The organism is Pseudomonas sp. DWP3-1-2, from assembly GCF_049896285.1.
In the GTDB taxonomy this organism is placed as follows: Bacteria; Pseudomonadota; Gammaproteobacteria; order Pseudomonadales; family Pseudomonadaceae; genus Aquipseudomonas.
Map to the genome: position 1 here is coordinate 272,938 of NZ_JAFCTZ010000005.1, position 21,776 is coordinate 294,713.

The 21,776-nt window shown below is 57.9% G+C and carries 22 protein-coding genes; all 22 read right to left on the reverse strand.

Features of this window, described 5'->3' with window-relative positions; translation table 11 throughout:
• Positions 1-5 precede the first annotated feature (5 nt).
• Positions 6-302 (reverse strand): flagellar protein FliT, encoded by a 297-nt coding sequence (locus ACP7B0_RS14690; RefSeq protein ID WP_426142127.1) that lies wholly within the window; start codon positions 300-302, stop codon positions 6-8.
• A gap of 21 nt (positions 303-323) precedes the next feature.
• Entirely contained in the window at positions 324-707 is a 384-nt protein-coding gene (fliS, locus tag ACP7B0_RS14695) for a flagellar export chaperone FliS (RefSeq protein ID WP_426142128.1), read from the reverse strand.
• Positions 708-845: 138 nt separating this feature from the next.
• Positions 846-2,267, reverse strand: a complete 1,422-nt coding sequence (gene fliD, locus ACP7B0_RS14700) for a flagellar filament capping protein FliD (RefSeq protein WP_426142129.1) — start codon at positions 2,265-2,267, stop codon at positions 846-848.
• A 77-nt stretch (positions 2,268-2,344) separates the two neighbouring features.
• Positions 2,345-2,740, reverse strand: a complete 396-nt coding sequence (locus tag ACP7B0_RS14705; RefSeq protein ID WP_426142130.1) for a flagellar protein FlaG — start codon at positions 2,738-2,740, stop codon at positions 2,345-2,347.
• 72 nt (positions 2,741-2,812) lie between these two features.
• Positions 2,813-3,664 carry a flagellin domain-containing protein gene (locus ACP7B0_RS14710; RefSeq protein WP_426142131.1) on the reverse strand — a complete coding sequence of 284 codons (852 nt, stop codon included), beginning with the start codon at positions 3,662-3,664 and terminating at the stop codon, positions 2,813-2,815.
• Positions 3,665-3,919: 255 nt separating this feature from the next.
• Positions 3,920-4,180 (reverse strand): hypothetical protein, encoded by a 261-nt coding sequence (locus ACP7B0_RS14715; protein ID WP_426142132.1) that lies wholly within the window; start codon positions 4,178-4,180, stop codon positions 3,920-3,922.
• Positions 4,177-5,469: a motility associated factor glycosyltransferase family protein gene (locus ACP7B0_RS14720; protein ID WP_426142133.1), complete on the reverse strand. Its 1,293-nt coding sequence runs from the start codon at positions 5,467-5,469 to the stop codon at positions 4,177-4,179. The genes ACP7B0_RS14715 and ACP7B0_RS14720 overlap by 4 nt, the downstream gene beginning before the upstream one ends.
• An 81-nt stretch (positions 5,470-5,550) precedes the next feature.
• Complete coding sequence (locus ACP7B0_RS14725; RefSeq protein WP_426142134.1) at positions 5,551-6,477, reverse strand: ketoacyl-ACP synthase III; 927 nt, start codon at positions 6,475-6,477, stop codon at positions 5,551-5,553.
• 299 nt (positions 6,478-6,776) lie between these two features.
• Complete coding sequence (pseI, locus tag ACP7B0_RS14730) at positions 6,777-7,829, reverse strand: pseudaminic acid synthase (protein ID WP_426142135.1); 1,053 nt, start codon at positions 7,827-7,829, stop codon at positions 6,777-6,779.
• Positions 7,822-8,910, reverse strand: a complete 1,089-nt coding sequence (gene pseG / locus ACP7B0_RS14735) for a UDP-2,4-diacetamido-2,4,6-trideoxy-beta-L-altropyranose hydrolase (protein ID WP_426142136.1) — start codon at positions 8,908-8,910, stop codon at positions 7,822-7,824. Before pseG ends, pseI begins: the two co-directional genes overlap by 8 nt.
• Complete coding sequence (gene pseF, locus ACP7B0_RS14740; RefSeq protein ID WP_426142137.1) at positions 8,907-9,617, reverse strand: pseudaminic acid cytidylyltransferase; 711 nt, start codon at positions 9,615-9,617, stop codon at positions 8,907-8,909. Before pseF ends, pseG begins: the two co-directional genes overlap by 4 nt.
• Positions 9,614-10,234, reverse strand: a complete 621-nt coding sequence (locus ACP7B0_RS14745) for a pseudaminic acid biosynthesis-associated methylase (RefSeq protein ID WP_426142138.1) — start codon at positions 10,232-10,234, stop codon at positions 9,614-9,616. Before ACP7B0_RS14745 ends, pseF begins: the two co-directional genes overlap by 4 nt.
• Positions 10,235-10,271: 37 nt before the next feature.
• Positions 10,272-11,441, reverse strand: coding sequence for a UDP-4-amino-4,6-dideoxy-N-acetyl-beta-L-altrosamine transaminase (gene pseC, locus ACP7B0_RS14750; RefSeq protein ID WP_426142139.1), 1,170 nt, complete (start codon positions 11,439-11,441; stop codon positions 10,272-10,274).
• Complete coding sequence (pseB, locus tag ACP7B0_RS14755; RefSeq protein WP_426142140.1) at positions 11,438-12,439, reverse strand: UDP-N-acetylglucosamine 4,6-dehydratase (inverting); 1,002 nt, start codon at positions 12,437-12,439, stop codon at positions 11,438-11,440. Before pseB ends, pseC begins: the two co-directional genes overlap by 4 nt.
• A 28-nt stretch (positions 12,440-12,467) precedes the next feature.
• On the reverse strand, positions 12,468-15,395 hold the full coding sequence (locus ACP7B0_RS14760; protein WP_426142141.1) for a TIGR00180 family glycosyltransferase: 2,928 nt from the start codon (positions 15,393-15,395) through the stop codon (positions 12,468-12,470).
• A gap of 59 nt (positions 15,396-15,454) precedes the next feature.
• A complete protein-coding gene (locus ACP7B0_RS14765) occupies positions 15,455-16,189 on the reverse strand; it encodes a cephalosporin hydroxylase family protein (protein WP_426142142.1) in 735 nt (244 codons plus the stop codon).
• Positions 16,190-16,207: 18 nt separating this feature from the next.
• Positions 16,208-17,275, reverse strand: a complete 1,068-nt coding sequence (locus ACP7B0_RS14770) for a class I SAM-dependent methyltransferase (RefSeq protein ID WP_426142143.1) — start codon at positions 17,273-17,275, stop codon at positions 16,208-16,210.
• 11 nt (positions 17,276-17,286) lie between these two features.
• The gene (locus tag ACP7B0_RS14775) at positions 17,287-18,150 is read right to left on the reverse strand and encodes an NAD-dependent epimerase/dehydratase family protein (RefSeq protein WP_426142144.1); all 864 of its coding nucleotides are present in this window, start codon (positions 18,148-18,150) and stop codon (positions 17,287-17,289) included.
• Positions 18,147-19,373: a methyltransferase domain-containing protein gene (locus ACP7B0_RS14780; RefSeq protein WP_426142145.1), complete on the reverse strand. Its 1,227-nt coding sequence runs from the start codon at positions 19,371-19,373 to the stop codon at positions 18,147-18,149. Before ACP7B0_RS14780 ends, ACP7B0_RS14775 begins: the two co-directional genes overlap by 4 nt.
• Positions 19,370-19,930 carry a dTDP-4-dehydrorhamnose 3,5-epimerase family protein gene (locus ACP7B0_RS14785; protein ID WP_426142146.1) on the reverse strand — a complete coding sequence of 187 codons (561 nt, stop codon included), beginning with the start codon at positions 19,928-19,930 and terminating at the stop codon, positions 19,370-19,372. The genes ACP7B0_RS14780 and ACP7B0_RS14785 overlap by 4 nt, the downstream gene beginning before the upstream one ends.
• Positions 19,927-21,009, reverse strand: a complete 1,083-nt coding sequence (rfbG, locus tag ACP7B0_RS14790) for a CDP-glucose 4,6-dehydratase (RefSeq protein ID WP_426142147.1) — start codon at positions 21,007-21,009, stop codon at positions 19,927-19,929. Before rfbG ends, ACP7B0_RS14785 begins: the two co-directional genes overlap by 4 nt.
• On the reverse strand, positions 20,991-21,764 hold the full coding sequence (gene rfbF, locus ACP7B0_RS14795; protein WP_426142148.1) for a glucose-1-phosphate cytidylyltransferase: 774 nt from the start codon (positions 21,762-21,764) through the stop codon (positions 20,991-20,993). The genes rfbG and rfbF overlap by 19 nt, the downstream gene beginning before the upstream one ends.
• Positions 21,765-21,776: the final 12 nt, after the last annotated feature.

The following is a 21,776-nucleotide window of genomic DNA, read 5'->3' on the forward strand; positions in this document are numbered from 1 at the left end:
AAGCGTTAACCGAACAGATGGTAAACCTTCGCCGCGTTTTTCGCTTGCTGGATCTGTGACATCTCGTCGACGATTGCCTGACGCGCACCGGTTGCCGATTCGATCAGTTCACGATAAACCTTCAGCAGCTCTTCCAGGTTACTGCGCAGTTCAGGCTCATTGGGCGTCGCCTCACTGATCATGTCGTCCACGCAGGCGCGACACGCCAGATCAAGTTTGCCAATCGCATCCCAGTCACGCTCTGCCAAGGCGCCTACCAGCGCTTCACGTGTTTCTTCGATACGCTTGAGTGCAGCACTCATGTCGGTCTCCTCAGCCACAGCTTAGTGAGCAGCGATTGCATCCCAGCCTTCCTTGACGGTACTCAGCAAGCCGCTGACTTCATCAAGGATTTTCAGGTCGCTTTTTATATTGGCTTCAGCCAGGCGCTGCATCATGTAGATATACAGGTTATCTACACGGGTCAGCGTATCAGCCGAGTTTTCCATATCCAGGCCTTCACGCAGGCCACCGATGATCTCGATTGCCTTACCGATCAGCACACCCTTGGCAGGAATGTCCTTGCGGCCAATGGCACCTTTAGCCTGGGCGACACGATCAAGCCCTGCTTCCATCAGCATTTGCACGAGGCGATGAGGGTTAGCCTCAGACGTCTGCGCATGGGCATTCACTTTTTGATACTGCCGAAGGGCTAACATTGGGTTCATGACTAACCTCGTCAAACTGAAGCAAACTGAAGAGTTCGTATAAACAATATATCGACGCCTTCGGCAAAAACTTTAACCGTAAAGCCAAAAACCCGGCGTGCAATTTCTCGCAGCCGGGCTTATGTACCTCACTGAAGATTACGAAGAGGCCTGGGCATTCAATGTGTCAAAGTACGAGGTGATGCTCGACAGCGTCGATTTCATCTGCCCCACCAGCAAATCCATGGCGTTGTACTTGGCTGTCAACGTGGACGTGAGGTTCTTGACGTAAAGGTCCAGCGCTTCCTTCTGCTTGACCAGCGAAGCGCTGGTCGTGTTAAGCGACGTCGTGCGCTTATCCAGAATGCCGCCGGTTTCAGTGTAGGGGTTGATGGCTTTATTCATGCGAGCCAGCAAGCCGTTCTCGGTATTGGTACCGCTGAACATTTCCTGGACCTGCCCGCCCAGACTTTTGTCATTCATGGCTTTGGTGAACTTGGCAGAGTCGAAAGACAGCGTACCGTCTGACTGTGCAGTGCCGATTCCCAGCTGCGACAAGGTAGAAAGCTTGCTACCGGGTCCCGGCGTGACCAACACATCCCGCAACGAGGCCAGCAGGTTACGCGGCAGCGAGTCCCCCGTCATCGCCGCCGAGACCGTCAGGTCACCGTTGGAGTCCGCCGTCGCCTTGGTCAACGAGTTGATGGTCTTGACCACCGTGTTGTACGCGTCGACAAAGGTCTGCAGCGATGTCTTCAAGCCATCAGTGTTGCTGGCAACGGTGATCGTCGATTCACCCTTGGCAACCGCAGTGAAGCTCAGGCCGGTCACTGCCTTGTCATAGGTGTTGGTGGAACTGGTAACCGTAAGCCCGGCAACCGAAATCTTGCCATCGACAGGCGCTGCACCGATGCGACCCGAACTCGTGGAAGAGGTGGCATCAAGCGCGCCCGTACCAATTGCCAAAGCACTGGTAGCGCCCGTGACACTGGTGGTGATTTCCGAGCCAGCGCCGGTTTTCGTCGAGCTGAGCACCATTCGCGACGAGCCCGTGGAGTCAGTGACGATGTTGGCACTGATACCGCTGGTGGACGTCTTGGCGTTGATCTGGTCGCGAACGGCTTGCAGCGTTGAGCCTTCGGCAATATCTATGACGGTATCGGTAGTGCCATTTTGACTGAGGGTGAGTTTCCCACTCGGAATGGCACTGGCTGCCGTCGCATCGAACGCTGCCGAAGCCACATTGGAACTGGTGGCGAGGTCTATAACGTTAACAGCATAGCTACCGGCCACTGCCGTATTGGTGGTGGTCGCCGTGACGAAACTGGTGGCTGAAGACGTTGCCGAATAACCATTGAACGCGGGTGCATCCGTCTTGCCCAGGTTGGTCATTGCCGTCTGAAAGGCATCCAGAGCAGATTTAAGCGAACTGACACCCGAAAGCTTGGTGGTCGTCAGCGAAGTCTGCTTGGTGATCTGGGTTTCTTTGGCGTATTTGTCCGCGTCAACAAGCGAAGTGACAATTTCGCTGATTGCAAGGCCAGAACCAAGGCCGGTGGATGTACTAATGGGGCTAGCCATGTGCTTCTCCTTCAATTTTCGTCGGTCTTTTGACTACGACCCACGTAAAAGAACTGGTAACACGATTCATGCCACGATCAAGCCTTGGCGTCGAATAACAAACTGTGCGCGTTGTGCAGGCTGTCTGCAATCTTCAGTGCTTCTGCCGACGGCAGTTGCCTGACGACTTCACCGGTATCGCTGGCGATCACTTTCACCACGATCTCCCCGGAGGCTTCATCGATGGAAAACTCGAGATTACGCCTGACCGATTGCACGAATTTTTCAATTTCCTGTACAGCGGTTTTCAACTTTTCAGACTTTTCAGCCTCGGAATCCTTGGTTGAGTCTTTACTTGCGGACGAGTCCGCAGAGGCCGCGGGTGCCTGTACTTGCGCCGTAGCCGACTGAGGAGCGGCTACCGTTTGCTCACTTGCAACGGGCACCGGCTTGATGGCCTGGTAAGACAAGCCTAATCTCACGCTAACGTCCATCCCAACACCTCCTCAACGTAAAAAGCGGGAGAGCATGACCAGCACACCCCCCCGCCAAACTTCATTCCGAAATTACTGAAGCAGCTTCAGTACAGCGGAAGGCAGTTGGTTCGCCTGAGCCAGAACAGCCTGGGAAGCCTGTTGCAGAGTTTGCTGCTTGGTCAGTTCAGCGGTTTCTGCGGCGAAGTCAGTGTCTTGTACACGACCCAGTGCAGCAGTGGCGTTTTCGTTTACGTTTTGCAGGTTGGAGATGGTGCTGGTCAGACGGTTTTGCGAAGCACCGAGGTTTGCACGAGTGGCGTTGATGGAAGCCAGAGCAGCGTCGATTGCGGTGATAGCGTTGTCGATTGCAGAAGCAGCGGCTGCAGAGTCAGCGCCAGTCAGAGCAACAGTAGCGCTGTCAACAGACAAGGAAGCAGCGTCAAACTTGCTGCTCAGAGTCAGGTCGATCTGGTTAGCGCTACCGGTGTTCGAGCCAACCTGCAGAGTCATGACGCCAGCCGAACCGTCAAGCAGGTTCTTGCCGTTCAAGTTGGTGCTTGCAGAGATACGGGTCAATTCGTCAGACATCTGAGCGAATTCAGCGTTGGTCGCTGTCTGGTCAGCAGTGCCGTTGGTGCCGTTGCGAGCTTGTACAGCCAGTTCACGCATACGTTGCAGAATGTTGGTGGATTCCTGCAGAGCGCCTTCAGCGGTCTGAGCCATCGAGATGCCGTCGTTGGCGTTCTTGATTGCTACAGTCTGGCCACGGATCTGGCTGCTCATGCGGGTTGCGATCTGCAGGCCAGCTGCGTCATCTTTGGCACTGTTGATCTTCAAGCCAGAAGACAGACGCGTCATGGAAGTAGAGAGAGCGTCGGATGCGCGACCCAGGTTCTTCTGAACGGACAGGGAAGCAACGTTAGTGTTTACGCCTAAAGCCATGATGAAATTCCTCGTTGGTTGGGTACTGCGGCTTCCGGCCCTGGCAACAGCCGGGATGGCACAGAGAACCTTCGTAATAGTTATCGTCGGGATCGGACTTTGCTTTAGCGCTATTTATAAAAATATTGCCATCACAGGGCCATCCCCCGCCCAAAACAAGGACTTAGCCATTTGTAAAGTTTTAAAACGACGAAAAATGAGTGTCGCCGGGCCGCAGTAGTTACATATAAAAGCAGCGTGCCCACGATACGCGGATCAATAAGTGTGAAGCAGTTCCACTAATTCGTATTGCATGAAGTCGGCAAGACCCAGCCAGTCCTGTGATTGCTGACAAGCCAGCATGGACATCAGCAATTGCGCCCACTGTTGTTGAACAACTGATGGCCCGAGTTCAAACACACTGTCGGCCGTTGCAAACACTTCCAGCATGTCCAGACCCGCCTCGACACTGCGGCCAAGACGGAACCGGTCAGCACACTCGATGCTGGCAACAATGCACTGCTCGATCACGGTCATTGGCTGAACGCCTCATTGAAGTCGGTGCCGGCGATCATCGCGCCCGACCGGCTGCTATTAAAGAAGCGAACGTGGGGATGAGCTTCAATGTAGCGTTCGAGCTCGCCCAGGTAGCGCCGAAAGTTGAGCTGGGTCTTGACGCGCTGGCCGTGGCCGTCAAGCACCCATTGCCGGGCCTGCTCGACGGGCGCGCCCAACTCACCGTCGCCCCAGCCAGCGTGACTCTTGTCCATGGGGTAGGCGAAATCCACTCCGAACAGCGTCACATCCGACGCTCCCATCCTCACCGCAAGATCCACAGCCGGATGAATGACGCTGCCACCGGCCGACAACACGCCCCGCTGAATGCGCTGACGCAGTTGCGCATACACAGGACTGGGTGAGAAGCCGACATACCGCTCCCCCTCCCACGCCAGCAAGACCTGAGGATCACTCATGGGCAGATACACCAGCCGAACGCACGCCGAATCGGCTGCGGGCAGATGACGTTCACTGATCTTGTGGTCAATGGTCACGACAATGTCGGGCTGAATGCCCTGGGCAATCAGCGGCCGATACGCCGTGTCGACGCAGATAAACAGCGGCCGCAGGGCCTGACCGCGAACCACCCGCAGCTTCTCGAAGTGGTGTTCAAGGCTTGGGCCGGTGCCGATTACGTAGATTTCCTCACCCTGTCGCGAGCCGAAGAGCTCAGCGACATCGTGATCCGTGCTCACGAGGGCAAAGCTTTCCTCCAGGCGTTGCAGGATGTACGGAGCCCGGGGATCAAATTCACGATTATTGAAGTCAATATGCACTTCGCTGACCAGTCGATCGCGAATTCGCGCATTCGATTCGTCAGCCAGTTCAAGTTCGGCGGGCAATGCAAAGAACGGCAACTGGATTTCCGCGCCGTCAGAAGCGTAACCAAGCTCCACCCGCGGGTCGCTCAGCCACGAAACCTGTTCAGTCAATTTCAGCACCAGAGAAAACAGCGCGCCATTGAGGATGTGCACCTGCAACCGTGCAGCGGTGCCCCCCTCAAGCAGAACACGCTGCACATCGCCAAGCCCGGTGCCATATAGATGCAGCACGGCACTGTCCGTTGGCAGGCTGGCAGCTTGCAGGCGAGCCTCGGCAACCCGGTCATGGCGACTGGTGAGCTGAATGCCATTGATCTTCAGGGTTGATTGAAGCCCTTCAACCAGCTCAGCCCCAAGCGATGCGTCGTCCTCGGCCAGCAAGCGCGCCCAGACTTCCGGCCATCGGCTCTGTAACACGGCACCATTGCGCTCAAAGCTGTCGGTCATGAGGCCTCACTGAAAACGGACACAAAAAAATAGCGCTCAAGATTAACTCACCTTGAGCGCCATTTTTGCTGCTTTATTTCATCACGGCCGATAAATAATCGCCGACCCCCAGGACAATCCCACCCCGAAACCGCTCAAGGCCACACGTTTCCAGTCAGAGTCCATGGCATGCCGCTCAAGCAACAGCGGAATACTGGAAGACACTGTATTACCGGTCTCCAGCATGTCCTTGATGAACTTCTCAGGCTCGCCCTCGAAACGCCGCGCCACGGCATCGACAATCGCTGCGCTGCCCTGGTGAATGCAGAAGGCGTCGATATCAGTGGATTGCAGGCCGGATTCATCCAGCAATTCGTGCAGATGGGCCGGAACCTTGAGCAAGGCAAAGTTGAACACCTGACGCCCGTTCATGAAGAACACGCCATTGCTCACTTTCAGGTGCGGCGCGCCGGAGCCGTCGGTGCCGAACTTGGCCTTGCCCAGTTGCCATGCGGCGTCCTCGCCCATCCAGGTCGCGGTCGCGGCGTCACCGAACAGCATGGTGGTGTTGCGGTCTTCCGGGTCGACGATTTTTGAATAAGGATCGGCCGTCACCAGCAGGCCGTTTTTCAGACCGGTGGCCTCCATGAACCCCTTGAGCGCATAAATGCCATAGACGTAGCCGGAGCAGCCCAGGGAAATATCGAACGCTGCCACGTTGGTCGACAGGCCCAGTTTGTCCTGGACGATGGCAGCGGTGTGCGGCAACCCTTCTTCATCGCCGTTCTGCGTGACGACGATCAGCACATCGATGGATTCGCGGGTGAGGGCCGGATTGTTGGCGAACAAGGCATTGACCGCCTCGACGCACAAGTCGGAAGTTTCCTGAGCATCTTCTTTGCGGGGCAGGAAAGCCGAGCCGATTTTGCCCAGAATGAACTCGTCATCCTTGCCGAATTTGGCACCCTGCGCGTAGTTGTCAACGCCGGCTGCGGGCACATAACTCGCTATGCTTTTTATGCCAATCATCATGGCTTCCCAATAATAAATAGCTGAATATCACCGCGCGCTCGATGGCGGGGCATTGAAGTCAGAAGGCTTTTTTTGCCCTTGGACAAAGGGCTGCGGGGAAGTTTGACTGATCCCGGAGAACCGTGAAATACGCCATACGTCTTCATCGCCCGCGTGCACGATACAGTGAAGATGCGCGTTGTGACTCATAGGTCACTAAGTTTTCTGCGCTTTTGCTGCCGCGCATGCCCCCCGATGACGCTGCCAGCGTGCCCGAAACCGCGTTTTGACTTCAAGATGTCACGCAAATATGCCGACTACTGAACGCTATCCCACTCCAGCGCCGTACCGCGCTTGAGCGAATGACGTGCCTTGCGTCCCAGCACCGCGTCGATATGTTTGGGTGCCAGCCCGCGACCCGGCCGAATGGCGCGCACGTTCTCCTGGCTGAAGATTTCGCCGGCGAGCATGTCACGCACGACATACAGCGAGCGGCGATATTGCAGGGAACTCTGTTCAGCCACCGTTGCGCCGTAGTGCACCTGCCCGAGCCCCAGCCAGGCGCGCTCGGTTTCGATGACCAGACTGGCCATCTCCGCAGGCTCCAGGGAAAAACTGGCGTCCACGCCGCCCTCCGTGCGGTCCAGGGTGAAGTGTTTCTCGATGACGGTCGCCCCCATGGCCACTGCCGCCACCGAAACCCCAATGCCCATGGTGTGATCGGACAAACCAACCTGACAGCCAAACAGCTCCTGCAGATGGGGAATGGTTCGAACATGGCTGTTTTGCGCAGAGGCCGGGTAGGTGCTGGTGCATTTGAGCAACACCAGGTCACGACAGCCTGCGGCGCGGGCCGCCCGAACGCTTTCGTCCAGCTCGGCAATACTCGCCATGCCGGTGGAAATGATCATCGGTTTGCCGGTCGCCGCGACCCGGCGAATCAAGGGCAGGTCGGTATTTTCGAAACTGGCGATCTTGTAGGCCGGCACGTTCAGACTTTCGAGAAAATCCACCGCGCTTTCATCGAACGGTGTTGAAAACGCCAGCATCCCCAACTCATGGGCTCGGGCGAAAATCGGCGCGTGCCACTCCCAGGGCGTATGGGCCTTTTCATAGAGCGCATACAGGGAAGAACCCGCCCACAGACTGTTCGGGTCTTTGATGAAGAACTCACCCTCGTCGATATCAAGGGTCATGGTGTCGGCGGTGTAGGTTTGCAGCTTCAGCGCATGAGCGCCGGCCTTGGCGGCGGCTTCCACGATACGCAGCGCCTGCTCCAGAGACTGGTTGTGATTGCCACTCATTTCGGCGATGACAAACGGTGGCACGTCTGCCCCGATGGAACGGGAGCCAATCTTGAAACTAGTCATCACTGTTTACTCGCAAATCACCGGGGACGGCCGCTGCCAGCACATCGGCTACACGCCGGGCACCTTTGCCGTCCACTAATTTTCGGGACGCTGACGCCAGACGCTGACGCAGGTTCTGATTGTTTAAGAGCTGGGCAACCGCCTGGCGCAGAGCCGGCACGGTGGCCTGTTCCCGCGTGCCGACATAAAGATGGGCCCCAGCCTCGGCCAGTTGTTCTGCATTGGCCTTCTGATTGGCGGCCACTGCGACGCAGAGGGTCGGCAAGCCAAGCGCGGCACGCTCCCACGTTGTACCGCCGCCCGCCCCCATGAACAGGTCGGCCTGGCTCATCAAAAGGGAAAAGTCACTGACCTGGGTCTGCAGCCGCCAGTTGGATCGCCCCTCGATAAGCGCCTGCATGGCGAACCAGTCGGGATTGTCGATGCCGGCAATGAAATCGACTTCAAGCTCGGGATAAGCCAACAGTGCCTGCATCGCAATCCAGCATTGCCCGGCCGCGTCGAAACCGCCGAAATTGACGATGACCCGCTTGACCCTGGGCCGGATCACCACCGGGTCACGCTGGAACTCGTCCCGCAGCAGCGCAAAATGTGGGCCAAACAGCGTCCGGCAGTCCGGGCCGATCCACGGCGCATAAGCCTGGGAGGTGCCGGAAAAGTTCTGGTCAAGCAGAACGTCAACCGCGTGAGGTCGGTTGGCCAGATCGTCAATGGCCATCACCTGCTGGGCGAATCGGCGAGCGGCGGTTTCCCACTGAGCCTCAAGACCATAGTGATCAACGATCAGCCAGTCGAAACGTTGTCGAGGGGCCAATACCTGCGCCATGGCGTCGATATCGGCCGTCCAGGGCAACAACGCCTCGATATCCGCACCCGGTTGCTCATCGGCATAACGCTCCGGAAAACCGTAAACGGTAAATCCCTGGGCCTGAAGACGACTCAAGAGATGACCCGGCAACAGCCGACACGCGAAGCTCACCTGAGCTCCGCTGTTTCGCAAAACATCGGCCAGGGCCATGCACCGGGCGATATGACCGCTGCCAATATTGAGCGAAGCATCGGCACGCACCAGCACGTTCATGCGTCCAGCTCCCCGCCAGCCTTGAGCGCCGCATAAAGAAATTCGGCGCGGCGCCAGTCCTCTTCGGTGTCGATGTCCTGGACAAAATGTCGAGGCAAAATGACCGGCAAACTCAGACTGGAATACAGCACATCGCCTCGCTGCCAGGCACTGCTGCGGCCCCAATAGAATTGACCGGCATCCTGATACGCGGCAGGCAGATCCTGTGACCTGGTATAGCGGTACTCAGGGTACAGAGGCGTCAAGGCACCACTGGCATCAATCAGCAAGGCACGCTGAACCGGAAAGCCGAAGCTGCACACCGAGAATGCATAGGATGTTTGCGCAGAGGATTGCAACAGTTCAAAGCCCTGACGCACGTAACGCGCCTGCAGCAGCGGCGCGGTGGCATAAATGCAGCAGACGTAGTCAAAGGTCTGCCCCTGATCTGCCAGTGCAGTGATGGCATGCTCAATGACGGCGCTGGTGCCCGTGAACTCATCAGCCAGTTCGGCAGGACGAACGAACGGCACGTCGGCACCATTAACCCGTGCGATGTCGGCGATTTCCGGGTCGTCGGTGCTGACCACTACCCGATCAAATACGCCACTGGCCAAGGCCGTGCGAATTGACCAGACGATCATCGGCTGACCGTTGAACAGTTTGAGATTCTTGCGCGGGATTCGCTGGCTGCCGCCCCGCGCCGGAATAATGGCTACCGTGCTCACGCACGTTTTTCCAACAGAAACCAAGTGACGTCGTCAGCGGGAAACTGTGGGTCCCGATGGTACGTAAAACCGTAATCCAGCAGTTGCAGATCGCTGTAGCGGTCAAGCATCTCGCCAGCGAAGTCGCGCTTGAACAGCTTGCCGGTATGACCTCGATACGCCACTTCAACCGGCGACGGATTGTAGTACTCGGCCACCAGAATATAGCGACGGCTCAGGCGGTAGAGCTGCGCATAAGCGGTCGGCAGCAAGTCCGGGGCCAGGTGGATCAGCACACCTTTAACCAGAGTCAGATCAAATTGCTGTTGCGGGTCATAGTCAAACAGCGAGCCGTGCCAGACGTCGGCAACACCCAGGCCTTGAGCTTGCACGTGAGCCTTGTCGTTTATTTCCACGCCATTCAATGCGCAACCGGGCAACAAACGCCGTAGCGCCACAAGGTTGTTGCCCACATTGGTGCCCAGTTCCAATGCGCTTTCCAGGCGCTGGGTTCGGGCCAGGGCCTTGCCGAACAGCACCGTGTTAGCCGCAATGAGCCCATCGCCCTGACAGCGGTCAGCGTAATCATTGCCAAAAGTGCCGCTCCAGAACCGTTCCTGCTCAGTCAATTCACGCATGTCGGATATCTACCATCAGTTCAGTGGTTGTCTGGCATCAGGCTGTGCAGGTGCCGAGCAAACGTTGCAGTTGCTCAATCACGCAGTCCTGCTGAGCGTCGCTCATGGCGGGGAAGATTGGCAGGCTGATGGCTTGAGCGTAATAGCGCTCGGCCTCTGGAAAATCACCTGCCTTGAAACCAAGCTCACGGTAATACGGCTGCAGATGTACGGGTATGTAATGCAGATTGACGCCGATGCCCGCCCCGCGCAAGGCTTCGAATACCTCTCGATGGCTCAAGGTCAGGCGCTCGGTTTGCAGGCGCACGACATACAAATGCCAGGCTGACTCTGCCTCGACCTGGGGGCTGGGCAAGGTCAGTGGCAATCCGGTCAACGCCGCTTGATAACGGGCGGCCAGCGCTTGGCGCCGAGCGATGAACGCCTCCAGTTTGTTCAACTGCGACAGGCCCAACGCGGCCTGAATATCCGTCATCCGGTAATTGAAGCCCAGCTCGATCTGCTGGTAGTACCACGGGCCGTGGCTGGGTTCGTCCATGTGCGCCGGGTCCCGGGTCATGCCGTGGCTGCGCAGCCGGCGCAAGCGCTCGGCCAGCTCCGGGCGGTTGGTCAGGACCATGCCGCCCTCCCCCGTGGTGATGATTTTTACCGGGTGAAAACTGAATACGGTCATGGCGGCGAACTCGCCACAGCCCACCGCACGCCCGGCGTACCTTGCACCGACTGCGTGGGAGGCGTCCTCAATCACGGTGAAGCTGTAGCGCTTGGCCAGTTGGTCAATGCGCCGCATGTCGCAGCTCTGCCCGGCAAACGCTACCGCGACCAGGACCTTGGGCAACCGTCCCGCCTGCTCGGCCACTTCAAGCTTGCGCGCCAGCGCCTCGGCATCGAGATTCCAGGTCAACGGATCAATGTCGACAAAATCCACATCAGCACCGCAATAGCGCCCGCAGTTGGCCGAAGCCAGAAAGGTATTGGGTGTGGTCCAGAGGCAATCACCCGGCCCGAGATCTGCCGCCAGACAAGCAATGTGCAGCGCCGCCGTGGCGTTGCACACCGCCACGGCGAAACCGGCTTCCACGCGCTCAGCCATGGCGGCTTCGAAGCGCTCCAGGGTTGGCCCCTGGGTCAACCAGTCCGACTCCAGCACCTGGACCACCGCGTCGATATCGGCTTGATCGAGGCTTTGGCGACCATAAGGAATCATGGCTTGATGTCGGCGTGCAGTTCGCCGATCTGCCCGACCGACAGAAAGTGCGGGTTGATATCCGAGCGGTATTCGAACGTATCGCTGACCGCCTTGCCCTGCTCTCCCGTGGCATCGAAGCTGAAATCCGCATCGACATTATTGAAGCGGATCGACGGCACGATGGTGTAGTGATCGGCAAACTCAAAGGTCATGCGTGCATCGTCCAGCGGCACCATCAACTCGTGGAGTTTTTCGCCGGGGCGGATCCCCACGTGCTTGTGTGGCAGCTCAGGGGCCATGGCCTGGGCCAGGTCGACAATGCGAATCGACGGGATCTTGGGCACGAACACTTCCCCGCCATGCATGCGCGCAAAACTCTGCAGCACGAAATCCACGCCGTGATCCAGCGTGATCCAGAAGCGCGTCATGCGGGTATCGGTGATCGGCAGTTCCTTGGCACCGCCGGCAATCAGCTTGTTGAAGAACGGCACGATGGAGCCCCGGGAACCGGCCACGTTACCGTAACGCACCACCGCAAAACGGGTCGGCTGATCCCCCGCGATATTATTGGCGGCGACGAACAACTTGTCGGACAGCAGCTTGGTGGCCCCATACAGATTGATCGGGCTGGCGGCCTTGTCGGTGGACAGAGCGATAACGCTTTTCACACCATTGGCGATGGCCGCGGCAATGATGTTTTCGGCCCCGTTGACGTTGGTGCGAATGAATTCCGTCGGGTTGTACTCCGCCGCCGGCACATGTTTGAGGGCTGCGGCGTGGACAACGTAATCGATGCCGCGCATGCCTTGCAGCAAACGGTCGGCGTCGCGCACGTCGCCCAGGAAAAACCGCATGCACGGCGCGGTGAATTCCTGCTGCATCTCGTACTGTTTGAGCTCATCCCGAGAGAAGACCACCACCCGCTTGGGCTGATAGCGCTCAAGCAGGGTGCGGATGAACTGGCGGCCGAACGAGCCGGTACCGCCAGAGATGAAAATGGATTTGCCGTTGAACATGCTGTGGGTCCTCTGACCGGTATCGAACTTATGCCAGCAGCTGCGACCAGTTGATACGGGCCGGGCTGCCGAACTCGAAACCTTTACCGGTCAGGGTCAGGTTTTTGTTGTAGGCCGGATCACTGTCAAAAGATCCTGCCCATTTTTCCCTCAAGATCGCGAGCGTCTGTTGGGCATCGGGCAGGATGCCGGGATGGGTAACCTGGACCTGGGGGGCCCATACCGTCAGATAACCCGACTGGCCGATCTTCAGGCACAGATCGACATCACCATAAGAATCGGCGAAATCGTCTTCATCGAAACCCTCAACGGCGTCGAAAAGCGCTTTCTTGACCATCATGCAAGTGGAGGAAACCGCCGAATAGTTCTGCGTCAGCATCAAGCGATGCATGTATCCAGGTGAATCCTTGGCCTCTCCCACAAACGCCGACCCCACACCGTTGTTCATTCCGAGAATCAATCCGGCCTGGGTTATCTTGCTATCGGTGTCGATGAGCTTGCCGCCGACGACCCCGACTTCGGGACGCATGGCCTGATTGAGCAGGCTTCCGACCCAGTTGGGGCTGACCACCTCGCCATCGGAAGCCAACAGAATCAAGTATTCACCCATCGCCTGACGAGCCAGGTGGTTGATCAATGCCGACGCGCTGAGTGCTTCGTTGCTTTCGATCAGCCTGATCCGGCCAGGCTGCTGTTTCTGGGAAGCAAGCCAATGGGAGAGGCTGGTGGTTGTTTCATTATTTTCAGCGATGAGCACTTCGAACTGCGCATAACGAGTGCGTTGCAGAATGCTATTCACGCACCGCTGCAACTCAGCCGAATCGGACGGCCCGTGAATGATGATGGAAACCAGCGGACGTTCGGTGTGTCGGTAATCGATCTGGTAGGTTCCCGCAGGTTCAGAGCCAAGCTGAGCCTTATAGCCACGGGCAGCCAGATGACGGCTCAATGCCAATCGTTCCTGCGCGTTTTCCTTCAGCAAAGGGGCGGCGCATGTGAGCAACGGCTCGCTCATATGAGCCAGCCATGCCAGGCCACCCTGCTCGATGATCCTCAAGAGCACATCGAACTCAAGCGCATTGGCGAATTCAGATGAGTAGCCGCCGGCGTCGATCAGAACGTCGCGACGCATCAGCCAATGTCGAGCCATCAACGCCGGTATGCTCTGGAGCAGGTCCAGGTTGAAATCCGGGCGGAACACATCGACAAGAGCGCCACCCGGCTGACGATGAATCTCATCGGCATAGACCGCGCGGCATTGCGGTGCTGACAACAATTCCAGACTGGCCTGCAACAGACCGCCCGCGGTGAATTGATCGCCCGCGTTGACCAACAGTACCCACTCACAGGTTAACTGGCGCACGCTGTGATTCAGCTTGTCGACATAATTGTCCTGATTGACTTTCACAAAGTGCAGGGTGTTGTCGGGGGTGGTTGCCGCAGGCGGCTCTGCCGTCGTGAAAACGACAATTTTGAAGGCTTTGTAGTGCCCTTCCAGCAAGCTGTCCAGCGTGACCTGCAACGCGGCCACATCACCATCAAGATTCAACACCAACAACCCGAATTGGGGGCCGCCATTAACGGCGCGCAAAGTCTCGCCGATCAGCCGCGACTCATCGGCATCCGGGCTGCGTGTGTCCAGCCATTTGAGCAGGCGACCGGAGCGTGTGGCATCAAAGATGCGGCGAACGTCGGGGTCGGGCAACGCGTTCAGACGCGTTTCCCATGCCTGGATTCTCTCCGCTTCGTCGTCACCCATCACAGCCAGTTGGCGTGCCAGCCGACCGACCACCTCACGGTTGAAAATATTGCAATCCTGCGCCAGCCACAGCCGATCGACTACGCTTTCCGGCGTATCGTTGTTGCGCGCACGCATCAACTCTTCCTGACGTGTCCAGATCCCTTCAAGGCCCTCCAACTGCAGGCGACCGGCAGGCATGGCGTGCAGCATGAACTCATACTCAGTCAGCACATCAAAAAAAGGCTGATTGTAAAATGGCATTTCCACGTATTGCCGCGGGCCAAAGCGCCGCTCCACCTGCAAGGTAGTGCTGCTCCAGTGGGATTCAAAAATCAGCTCGGCAGTCAAGGCTTTACGATGGCGCAGGCTATCGGCCAATGCCTCAAAGCTCTCCAGGACGAGTTCAACGGCCTGCTCCTGATCAACTTCCTGAATCTGTGTGGGCAGCGCTGCAAGAACTCGCGCAAATCGTTCACGATCAGCCAGCGACTTGGGATCGGTATAGGTCAGGGTGTGATAAATCTCGGTGGAATGTTCCGAGCTGATGTAGTTGATTTCCCGCACGACATAAGGGATGGGCAGAATGCGCGCTTTGGCCCGGGCCAGCATGTACCAGGCATGGCCGATTTCTTGCCATTGAAAAATGGTTTCTTCAGGCATGGCGTCGTACCAGTCGCGTAATAGCGAAGTACGGTGGACCGCATAAAACGGAGGGATGTACTGGTCCATGAAGTCCAGAATACGATCCTGCGCATGCTCCGAGGCATAGTCCTCACAGACCTTTTTGTCACGCCGGTAATAACTGACGCTTACGGGTCGAGCCAGGTACATCAGGCAATAGCCATGGCACATGCCGTAATCCGCGTTGGCTTCCAGAAAGCTCACGGACTGTTCAAGAGCCTGATGAACAATGAAATCGTCATCGGCGGCATACACCATATAGGGCGTGGTCACCTGCCGAATGCCGTAGTCCAGCTTGGACTGCACGCCCCAATAACCGAATTGGGGCAAGTGCTGGTATTCAACCGATTCAAACAAACCGGCCACGGCGTCGTTTCGCAAGGACGATGAATCCAGAACAAGAACCTTGCAAGGCAGCGCGCTGTAATACTGCACGGCACGACGCAGGAACGTTGGGCGATTGTGACTGACCAGCACCACGGTCAGCAGCTCGCTCAAGGGCAACGTGTTTTCGGATCTGGACATGCCTTGCATAAAACTTCCCCACACAACCGGTAAATGATAATAGCGTTCGACGACGATGCAGCCGCGGGTTAACGAATACGGCGCAAGTAACCATCCCGGGCGACCGTAATCAGCAGCTTGTTGTGTATCGCTTCGTCAATCCTGAAATCCTGACTTTCTTTCAAATAAGCCCAGACAGCGGTTTTCGGGTTGTCGCCTCTGCCCCATGGGCGATCCGCGAACGCATCTTCAGGCATGTCTTCGACGACCGTGTCCATGACAACGCAATAACTCCCTACCGAAACCAGCGGCGCATAAAGGCGCAGCTCTTCGAGCACATGATCATGAGTGTGATTGGAGTCCAGGACGACGATGACTTTCTTGCCCCTTGCAGCGGAACGAACCTGATCCGCCACAGCGGGGTCGATGCTTGAACCCTCGATCATGCTGATGCGCTTGAACATGGGGTGACTTTCGATGGCTTCGCGGTTATGCGGCCGAATGTCCCTGTCGATCCCCAACACTTCACCATGTCCCTGGAGTTCGAGTATCGAGGCGTAATAAAGAATCGAACCGCCGTGAGCGATACCGCATTCGATAATCAGGTCTGGCTTGATCTCCCAGATGATCTCCTGCATGGCCATCATGTCCTGAGGCAACTGGATAATCGGCCGCCCCATCCAGGAAAAGTGATAGCTGTACTTATGCCGGGCCGACTCGTTGAAGAACTCCTGCGCCAGACCCACCAGCTTTTCATCCTGCCCCTGGGCGATCACTTCAGCCTGGCACTGGGATTCGAATAGTTCATTTTCGGACTGCGTCATTTGTTGACCTCAATACAGTTATTTGAAAGAAGCGCTGTCGACAGCGTGATAGGTGAAACGCCCTTCAGTTGCCCGCTTGATTTCTTCCAGATAGTTGGAATTCATGACAAACACCTGGGCACCGTCCGGCAACGCCAACGCCTCCTGCGGCGACGACACGCGCAAGCCGCTGCCAGGAAGGTAACGACCTTGCTTGGCCGGGTTGATATCCACCACCTGATCGACCGTTACGCCGGCACGCTGCAGGAATAACGAATAGATCACCCCTTTGGACGACGCGCCCCAGATCGCGGAGCCTTGCCCGGGAGAGGCCTGAATGAGGCGTACGGCGTCCTCGATACTGCGGGTGAAATCCATCGGCATGTCGAGACGGCGCACCGGTTCGGTTGGCTGGGTGCGAAGACTCGACAGGTCGGCAACGATGTAGAGATATTGCCCTCCGAACAGATGTCCGGACTCGTACACGGTATCGAACAACTGACGGAAATCGTCGTGACGGAAATAATTGACGTGCTCATAAAACACGTCGAACCAGGCTCGGTGCTCAAGTATCCAGTCGAAGCACGGCACTTCGATGTAGATTCGCCCACCCTGATTGGCATCGGCGATTTCCGCGAGGAAGCTCACAGGATCGGCGATGTGTTCCAGAACGTGTCGAAGCACAACCGCGTCGGCGGCCAAACCAAGGCCGCGGGTAAAAGGCGCTTTGACTACATCGGGATTGTCGCCTTCATAAGCTGGATCAATACCGGTGATGGCGTAATCAAGCCCGCGCAAAAGCTCAAGAAAGTAGCCCTTGCCACAGCCAACCTCAATCAGACTCTGGCCTTTGAAATATCGCGCAATGATGCCTTCGACATCCTTCAGGTGCTGCTGGAACTGTGCGGACCAGGCTTGCTCGTTCTGGTAGTCGCTGTCATAGCTGAGCTTCGCAGGATCGAACGCCTGATTGAAAATCAGCCCGCTGAGTTCATCTTGCACCAGCACAATATCAGCGAGGGGCGACCGGCGAGCCGAGGCCGCATCGGCATAGGTGCGGTTCTGCAACACCGGCAAATCGGTGACCCGGTATAACTCACGCTTCATGCTCAACTCCCTCAACTCAGCACCCGGCCTGACATCTGATGCATGCGCTCGGTAGTGCCCCAGAACGCCATGGGCTCGTACGCGGGATAACCGTAAAACCCGAGATTCAATGCCATTGATGAGTTCTGCTCTCGCAACCGCTGCTCGACGAGAGTCCGGACCGAAATCGGCACACCGCTGCAGCAATTGAACACGCCATTGGCTTGCGTGCTCTCCAGCATTTGAGCCAGATAACCGGCAGCCTTCTCGATGGCGAGGTAATCACGCAGTTGTGCCCCACCTGACATGTTGAATTCCCGTTGACCGGCCTCAACAGCGCGATCCAGGCTTGCCAGCAAGCTGTTGGGGTTTTGTCCCTGACCATGCAAGTAAAACAATCGCGCCCACTGAAGCGTGAATGGCTGTGTCGATTGCAGGCTTTCAAGGAACAAACGCAGGGTGTTTTTAGCCAGCCCGTAAGCAGTAACCGGTTCTGGTGTGGTCTGTTCATCCAGCGGGCCGCTTAGCATCCCGTACTCAAAGCAGGTGCCTGTGACCATCACTTGAGGCACACCGGCCTCTACCACACGCTTGATGAATGAGTAATCCGCGAACAGGTTGTGCTCGAAATGAAACAGGTCCTTGTAATTCGGCAAGCCGGGCCAGGCCAGATGAGCCATGGCGTCGATGCCTTGGGTGAGCGCAATAACATCGAGTTCGGGAGCGTGAACATCGGCAGCGATGAACTCCACCTCCTCAAACCAAGGCATGGCCTGCGCGACGTCCAGATTGCGGGCCACGGCGCGAACAGCACAGCCCCGTGCCAATAAGGCGCTGACCAGATGGCGTCCGACAAAACCGGTCGCGCCTGTCACCAATATCCGTAGACGACTCACAGGATGCGCAACTCAGGCACGGCGATCACGAAACGCCCGCCCCATTCACGAATAACGGCCTGCTCCTGGCTGACTTCATTCAGCAAATTCCACGGCAACACCAACACGTAATCCGGTTTCTCCAGCGCGATGCGTTCGGGGCTCACCACTGGAATCCGACTGCCCGGCAAAAACTTGCCCTGTTTGTGCGGGTTCGCGTCAGCGACCCACGCCAGCAGGTCGGGTTTGACCCCGGCATAGTTGAGCAACGTATTGCCCTTGGCGGCCGCGCCGTAACCTGCGACCCGCTTGCCCTCGGCCTTGGCCTGCAACAAAAAGCGCAGCAGCCCGTGCTTGATGCGCTCGGCCGCAGGTGCCAGCGTCGTGTAGAACCCGGATCGGGTGACACCTGCACGCAACTCGGCGGCCAACGCTTGCTGCACGGCCGGTTGCTGCGCACGACGCACGCCCTCCACGCGCTGAACAAACACCCGCAGCGAGCCGCCGTGAGTCGGCAGGTGGCTGACATCAAAGATGTCCAGCCCGTTGCGCTCGCACAATGTCTGCACAGCCGTCAGCGACAGGTAGGAATAGTGTTCGTGATACAGCGTGTCGAATTGCGCGCCCTCCATGAGGGCCAGCAAATGCGGAAATTCGAACGTCGCGACGCCTCCTGGCTTGAGCAACAGCGCAAAGCCTGTCAGGAAGTCATTGATATCGGGGACATGGGCCAGCACGTTGTTGGCGGCCATGAGGTCTGCCGACCAGCCCTCCTCCACCAGCTGCAACGCGGTGTCGCGACCAAAAAACAGCTCACGAATGTCCAGGCCCTTTTCCCGAGCGGCCTGGGCGGTGCTTCGGGTGGGCTCGATTCCCAGGCAAGGGATGCCGCGCCTGGCAACGTATTGCAGCAGGTAGCCATCGTTGGCGGCAATTTCCACCACACGGCTTTCGGCGTTCAGCCCGAAGCGTTCAACCATGGCCGCCACATAGCGCTCGGCATGTTCCAGCCATGTGCTGGAGAAGGAGCTGAAATAGGCGTAGTCCGCGTCGAACAGGCTTTCAGCGCGGGTGTAATCCTCGGTCTGGACCAGCCAGCAGGACTGGCAAACCTGAACTTTCAACGGCACCCATTGTTCGGCGGCCTCAAGCTGCTCGGCACGAAGGTAGGCATTGGACGGCGGCGCAGTGCCCAGATCGATCAGCGGCAAATTCAAGGGAGAGCCGCAGCCTCGACAGTTCATAAGCGCACTCCGGCGAATTGGGAATTCAGCAATGGGTGGGACGCATCCCGGGCTGACAGATTTCTGACAGCCAGCGGCCAGGCAATCGCCAGACGAGGGTCGTGTACCGAAAGCCCGCCTTCATGCTCCGGCGCATAATCGGCGTCGTGCAGGTACAACAACTCGGCATCCTCGGTCAGGGTCTGGAAACCATGGGCGAAGCCGGCCGGGATCAACACGCTGCGGCCATCGCCGGCGCACAGGTGCTCAGCGTGCCAGTGCAAAAAGGTGTCCGAGTCTGGACGCAAATCAACGGCAACGTCCCAGACTTGACCGCGCAGGCAGGTGATCAACTTCGCTTCTGGCCGCTCGCTGTTCTGATAGTGCAGCCCGCGCACGCTGCCCTGCTCACGGGTGCAGGAATGATTGATCTGGCGAATATGAAACGGCTGGCCAAAGCCATCGAGGCTGCCCTCGCAGAACAATCGGGAAAAATGCCCACGGGTGTCTTCGTGGCGCTTGTGCTGCACGCTGAACATGCCCGCCAAAGGCAATGCCTTGACCCTGAACTCGCTCATGGCTGCTCCCGGTACAGGTTCAACTGAGCCAGCGTCATCTCACGCATGTTCTTGCCCGCCTTCCAGGCCAGATGCCAATCCAGGGTATGTTCCAGGCATTGTTGCAACGTCCAGCGTGGCTTCCACGCCAGCAATTGATGCGCACGACTGCTGTCCAGACGCAGCAAGACCGCCTCGTGCAGTTCACTGCGCTCGATACGGATCCCGGGGCCGCGAGGCCAGCGTCTGGAAAGTAGCTCCACCACTTCGCCGACGCTGCACATATCGCCTTCGCTGGGTCCGAAGTTCCAGGCACCGGCAAAGGCCGGACCTTGCTCGTACAGGTTCGCCGCCAGCAACAGATAGCCCGCTAAAGGTTCCAGCGCATGCTGCCAGGGGCGCACGGCCTGAGGATAACGGAGCGTCACGGGCTCATTGGCCGACCAGGCCTTGAGCACATCCGGGATCAGGCGCTCAGGAGCAAAGTCACCCCCGCCCAGCACATTGCCCGCCCGTGCGGTCGCCAGCGCCAGGCCGTGTTCGGCGTAACGGTCGGCGGCGAAGAACGAGGCTGCGTAAGATTGGGCGAGTAACTCGCAGCACGCCTTGCTGCTGCTGTAGGGGTCATGCCCGCCCAACGGTTCATTCTCACGGTAAGGCCAGAGCCACTCCTGATTGGCGTAGACCTTGTCAGTGGTCACCAGCACGCAGGCGCGTACGCCACCGATCTGTCGAATCGCTTCGAGCAGGTTCAAGGTGCCCATGACATTGCTGGAATAAGTGCCCAGTGGGTCGCGATAGCCTTCACGCACCAGTGGCTGCGCGGCCAGGTGCAGGACAATCTCCGGTTGAGCCTCAGCGATCAACTCCAGCAAGGCGCCGAGATCGCGCAGGTCCCCACGCTGATCATTGATGCCTTCGGCCACGCCCGCCAATTCAAACAGGTTGGGTTCGGTGGCGGGTGCCAGGGCAAAGCCGCTGACCTGTGCTCCGAGGCTTTGCAGCCAGAGCGTCAACCAGCTGCCTTTGAACCCGGTATGCCCGGTGATCAATACGCGCTTGCCGCTCCAGAACCGAGAACTCAAGCCCACTGCTTCCACGGGGCCTCCCCGCTCTGCCACAGTTGCTCGAGGTAATTCTTGTCGCGTAGCGTATCCATCGGATGCCAGAAGCCATCATGCTGAAACGCGGCCAGCTCGCCGCGTTCGGCCAGCCCCATCAGCGGCTCTGCCTCCCAGACGGTTTCGTCGCTGGTAATCAGCGACAGCACTCTGGGTGACAACACAAAGAAGCCGCCATTGATCCAGCCACCGTCGCCGCGAGGTTTTTCCGTGAAGCCACGCACCAGATCCCCATCACGCTCCAAAGCACCATAGCGGCCCGGCGGCTGCACGGCGGTCACCGTCGCCAACTGATTGTGGGAAAGATGAAAGTCCAACAAAGCGCTGATATTGAGATCCGAGACGCCATCGCCGTAGGTAAAGCAAAAGGCTTCTTCGTCCTGCACATAGCGACTGGCCCGACGCAAGCGACCGCCGGTCATGGTTTCTTCGCCGGTGTCGATCAACGTGACGCGCCATGGCTCGCTGTAATTCTGATGCACGTCCATGCGGTTGTTGCACATATCAAAGGTGACGTCAGAGGTGTGCAGGAAGTAGTTGGCGAAGAAATCCTTGATCGCGTAGCCCTTGTAGCCCAGGCAAATCACGAAGTCATTGATACCATGGGCGGAGTACTGCTTCATGATGTGCCAAAGAATTGGCTTGCCGCCGATCTCGATCATTGGCTTGGGCTTGAGGTGTGACTCTTCACTGATCCTTGTGCCAAGGCCACCGGCCAGAATTACTGCCTTCATCTCGTCCCCTCT

Coding starts and splice junctions, on each gene's coding strand:
- ACP7B0_RS14690 (WP_426142127.1), bottom strand. CDS start 302: ATGAGTGCTGCACTCAAGCGTATCGAAGAAACACGTGAAGCGCTGGTA.
- fliS (WP_426142128.1), bottom strand. CDS start 707: ATGAACCCAATGTTAGCCCTTCGGCAGTATCAAAAAGTGAATGCCCAT.
- fliD (WP_426142129.1), bottom strand. CDS start 2,267: ATGGCTAGCCCCATTAGTACATCCACCGGCCTTGGTTCTGGCCTTGCA.
- ACP7B0_RS14705 (WP_426142130.1), bottom strand. CDS start 2,740: ATGGACGTTAGCGTGAGATTAGGCTTGTCTTACCAGGCCATCAAGCCG.
- ACP7B0_RS14710 (WP_426142131.1), bottom strand. CDS start 3,664: ATGGCTTTAGGCGTAAACACTAACGTTGCTTCCCTGTCCGTTCAGAAG.
- ACP7B0_RS14715 (WP_426142132.1), bottom strand. CDS start 4,180: ATGACCGTGATCGAGCAGTGCATTGTTGCCAGCATCGAGTGTGCTGAC.
- ACP7B0_RS14720 (WP_426142133.1), bottom strand. CDS start 5,469: ATGACCGACAGCTTTGAGCGCAATGGTGCCGTGTTACAGAGCCGATGG.
- ACP7B0_RS14725 (WP_426142134.1), bottom strand. CDS start 6,477: ATGATTGGCATAAAAAGCATAGCGAGTTATGTGCCCGCAGCCGGCGTT.
- pseI (WP_426142135.1), bottom strand. CDS start 7,829: ATGACTAGTTTCAAGATTGGCTCCCGTTCCATCGGGGCAGACGTGCCA.
- pseG (WP_426142136.1), bottom strand. CDS start 8,910: ATGAACGTGCTGGTGCGTGCCGATGCTTCGCTCAATATTGGCAGCGGT.
- ACP7B0_RS14745 (WP_426142138.1), bottom strand. CDS start 10,234: ATGCGTGAATTGACTGAGCAGGAACGGTTCTGGAGCGGCACTTTTGGC.
- pseC (WP_426142139.1), bottom strand. CDS start 11,441: ATGATTCCTTATGGTCGCCAAAGCCTCGATCAAGCCGATATCGACGCG.
- pseB (WP_426142140.1), bottom strand. CDS start 12,439: ATGTTCAACGGCAAATCCATTTTCATCTCTGGCGGTACCGGCTCGTTC.
- ACP7B0_RS14760 (WP_426142141.1), bottom strand. CDS start 15,395: ATGCAAGGCATGTCCAGATCCGAAAACACGTTGCCCTTGAGCGAGCTG.
- ACP7B0_RS14765 (WP_426142142.1), bottom strand. CDS start 16,189: ATGACGCAGTCCGAAAATGAACTATTCGAATCCCAGTGCCAGGCTGAA.
- ACP7B0_RS14770 (WP_426142143.1), bottom strand. CDS start 17,275: ATGAAGCGTGAGTTATACCGGGTCACCGATTTGCCGGTGTTGCAGAAC.
- ACP7B0_RS14780 (WP_426142145.1), bottom strand. CDS start 19,373: ATGAACTGTCGAGGCTGCGGCTCTCCCTTGAATTTGCCGCTGATCGAT.
- ACP7B0_RS14785 (WP_426142146.1), bottom strand. CDS start 19,930: ATGAGCGAGTTCAGGGTCAAGGCATTGCCTTTGGCGGGCATGTTCAGC.
- rfbF (WP_426142148.1), bottom strand. CDS start 21,764: ATGAAGGCAGTAATTCTGGCCGGTGGCCTTGGCACAAGGATCAGTGAA.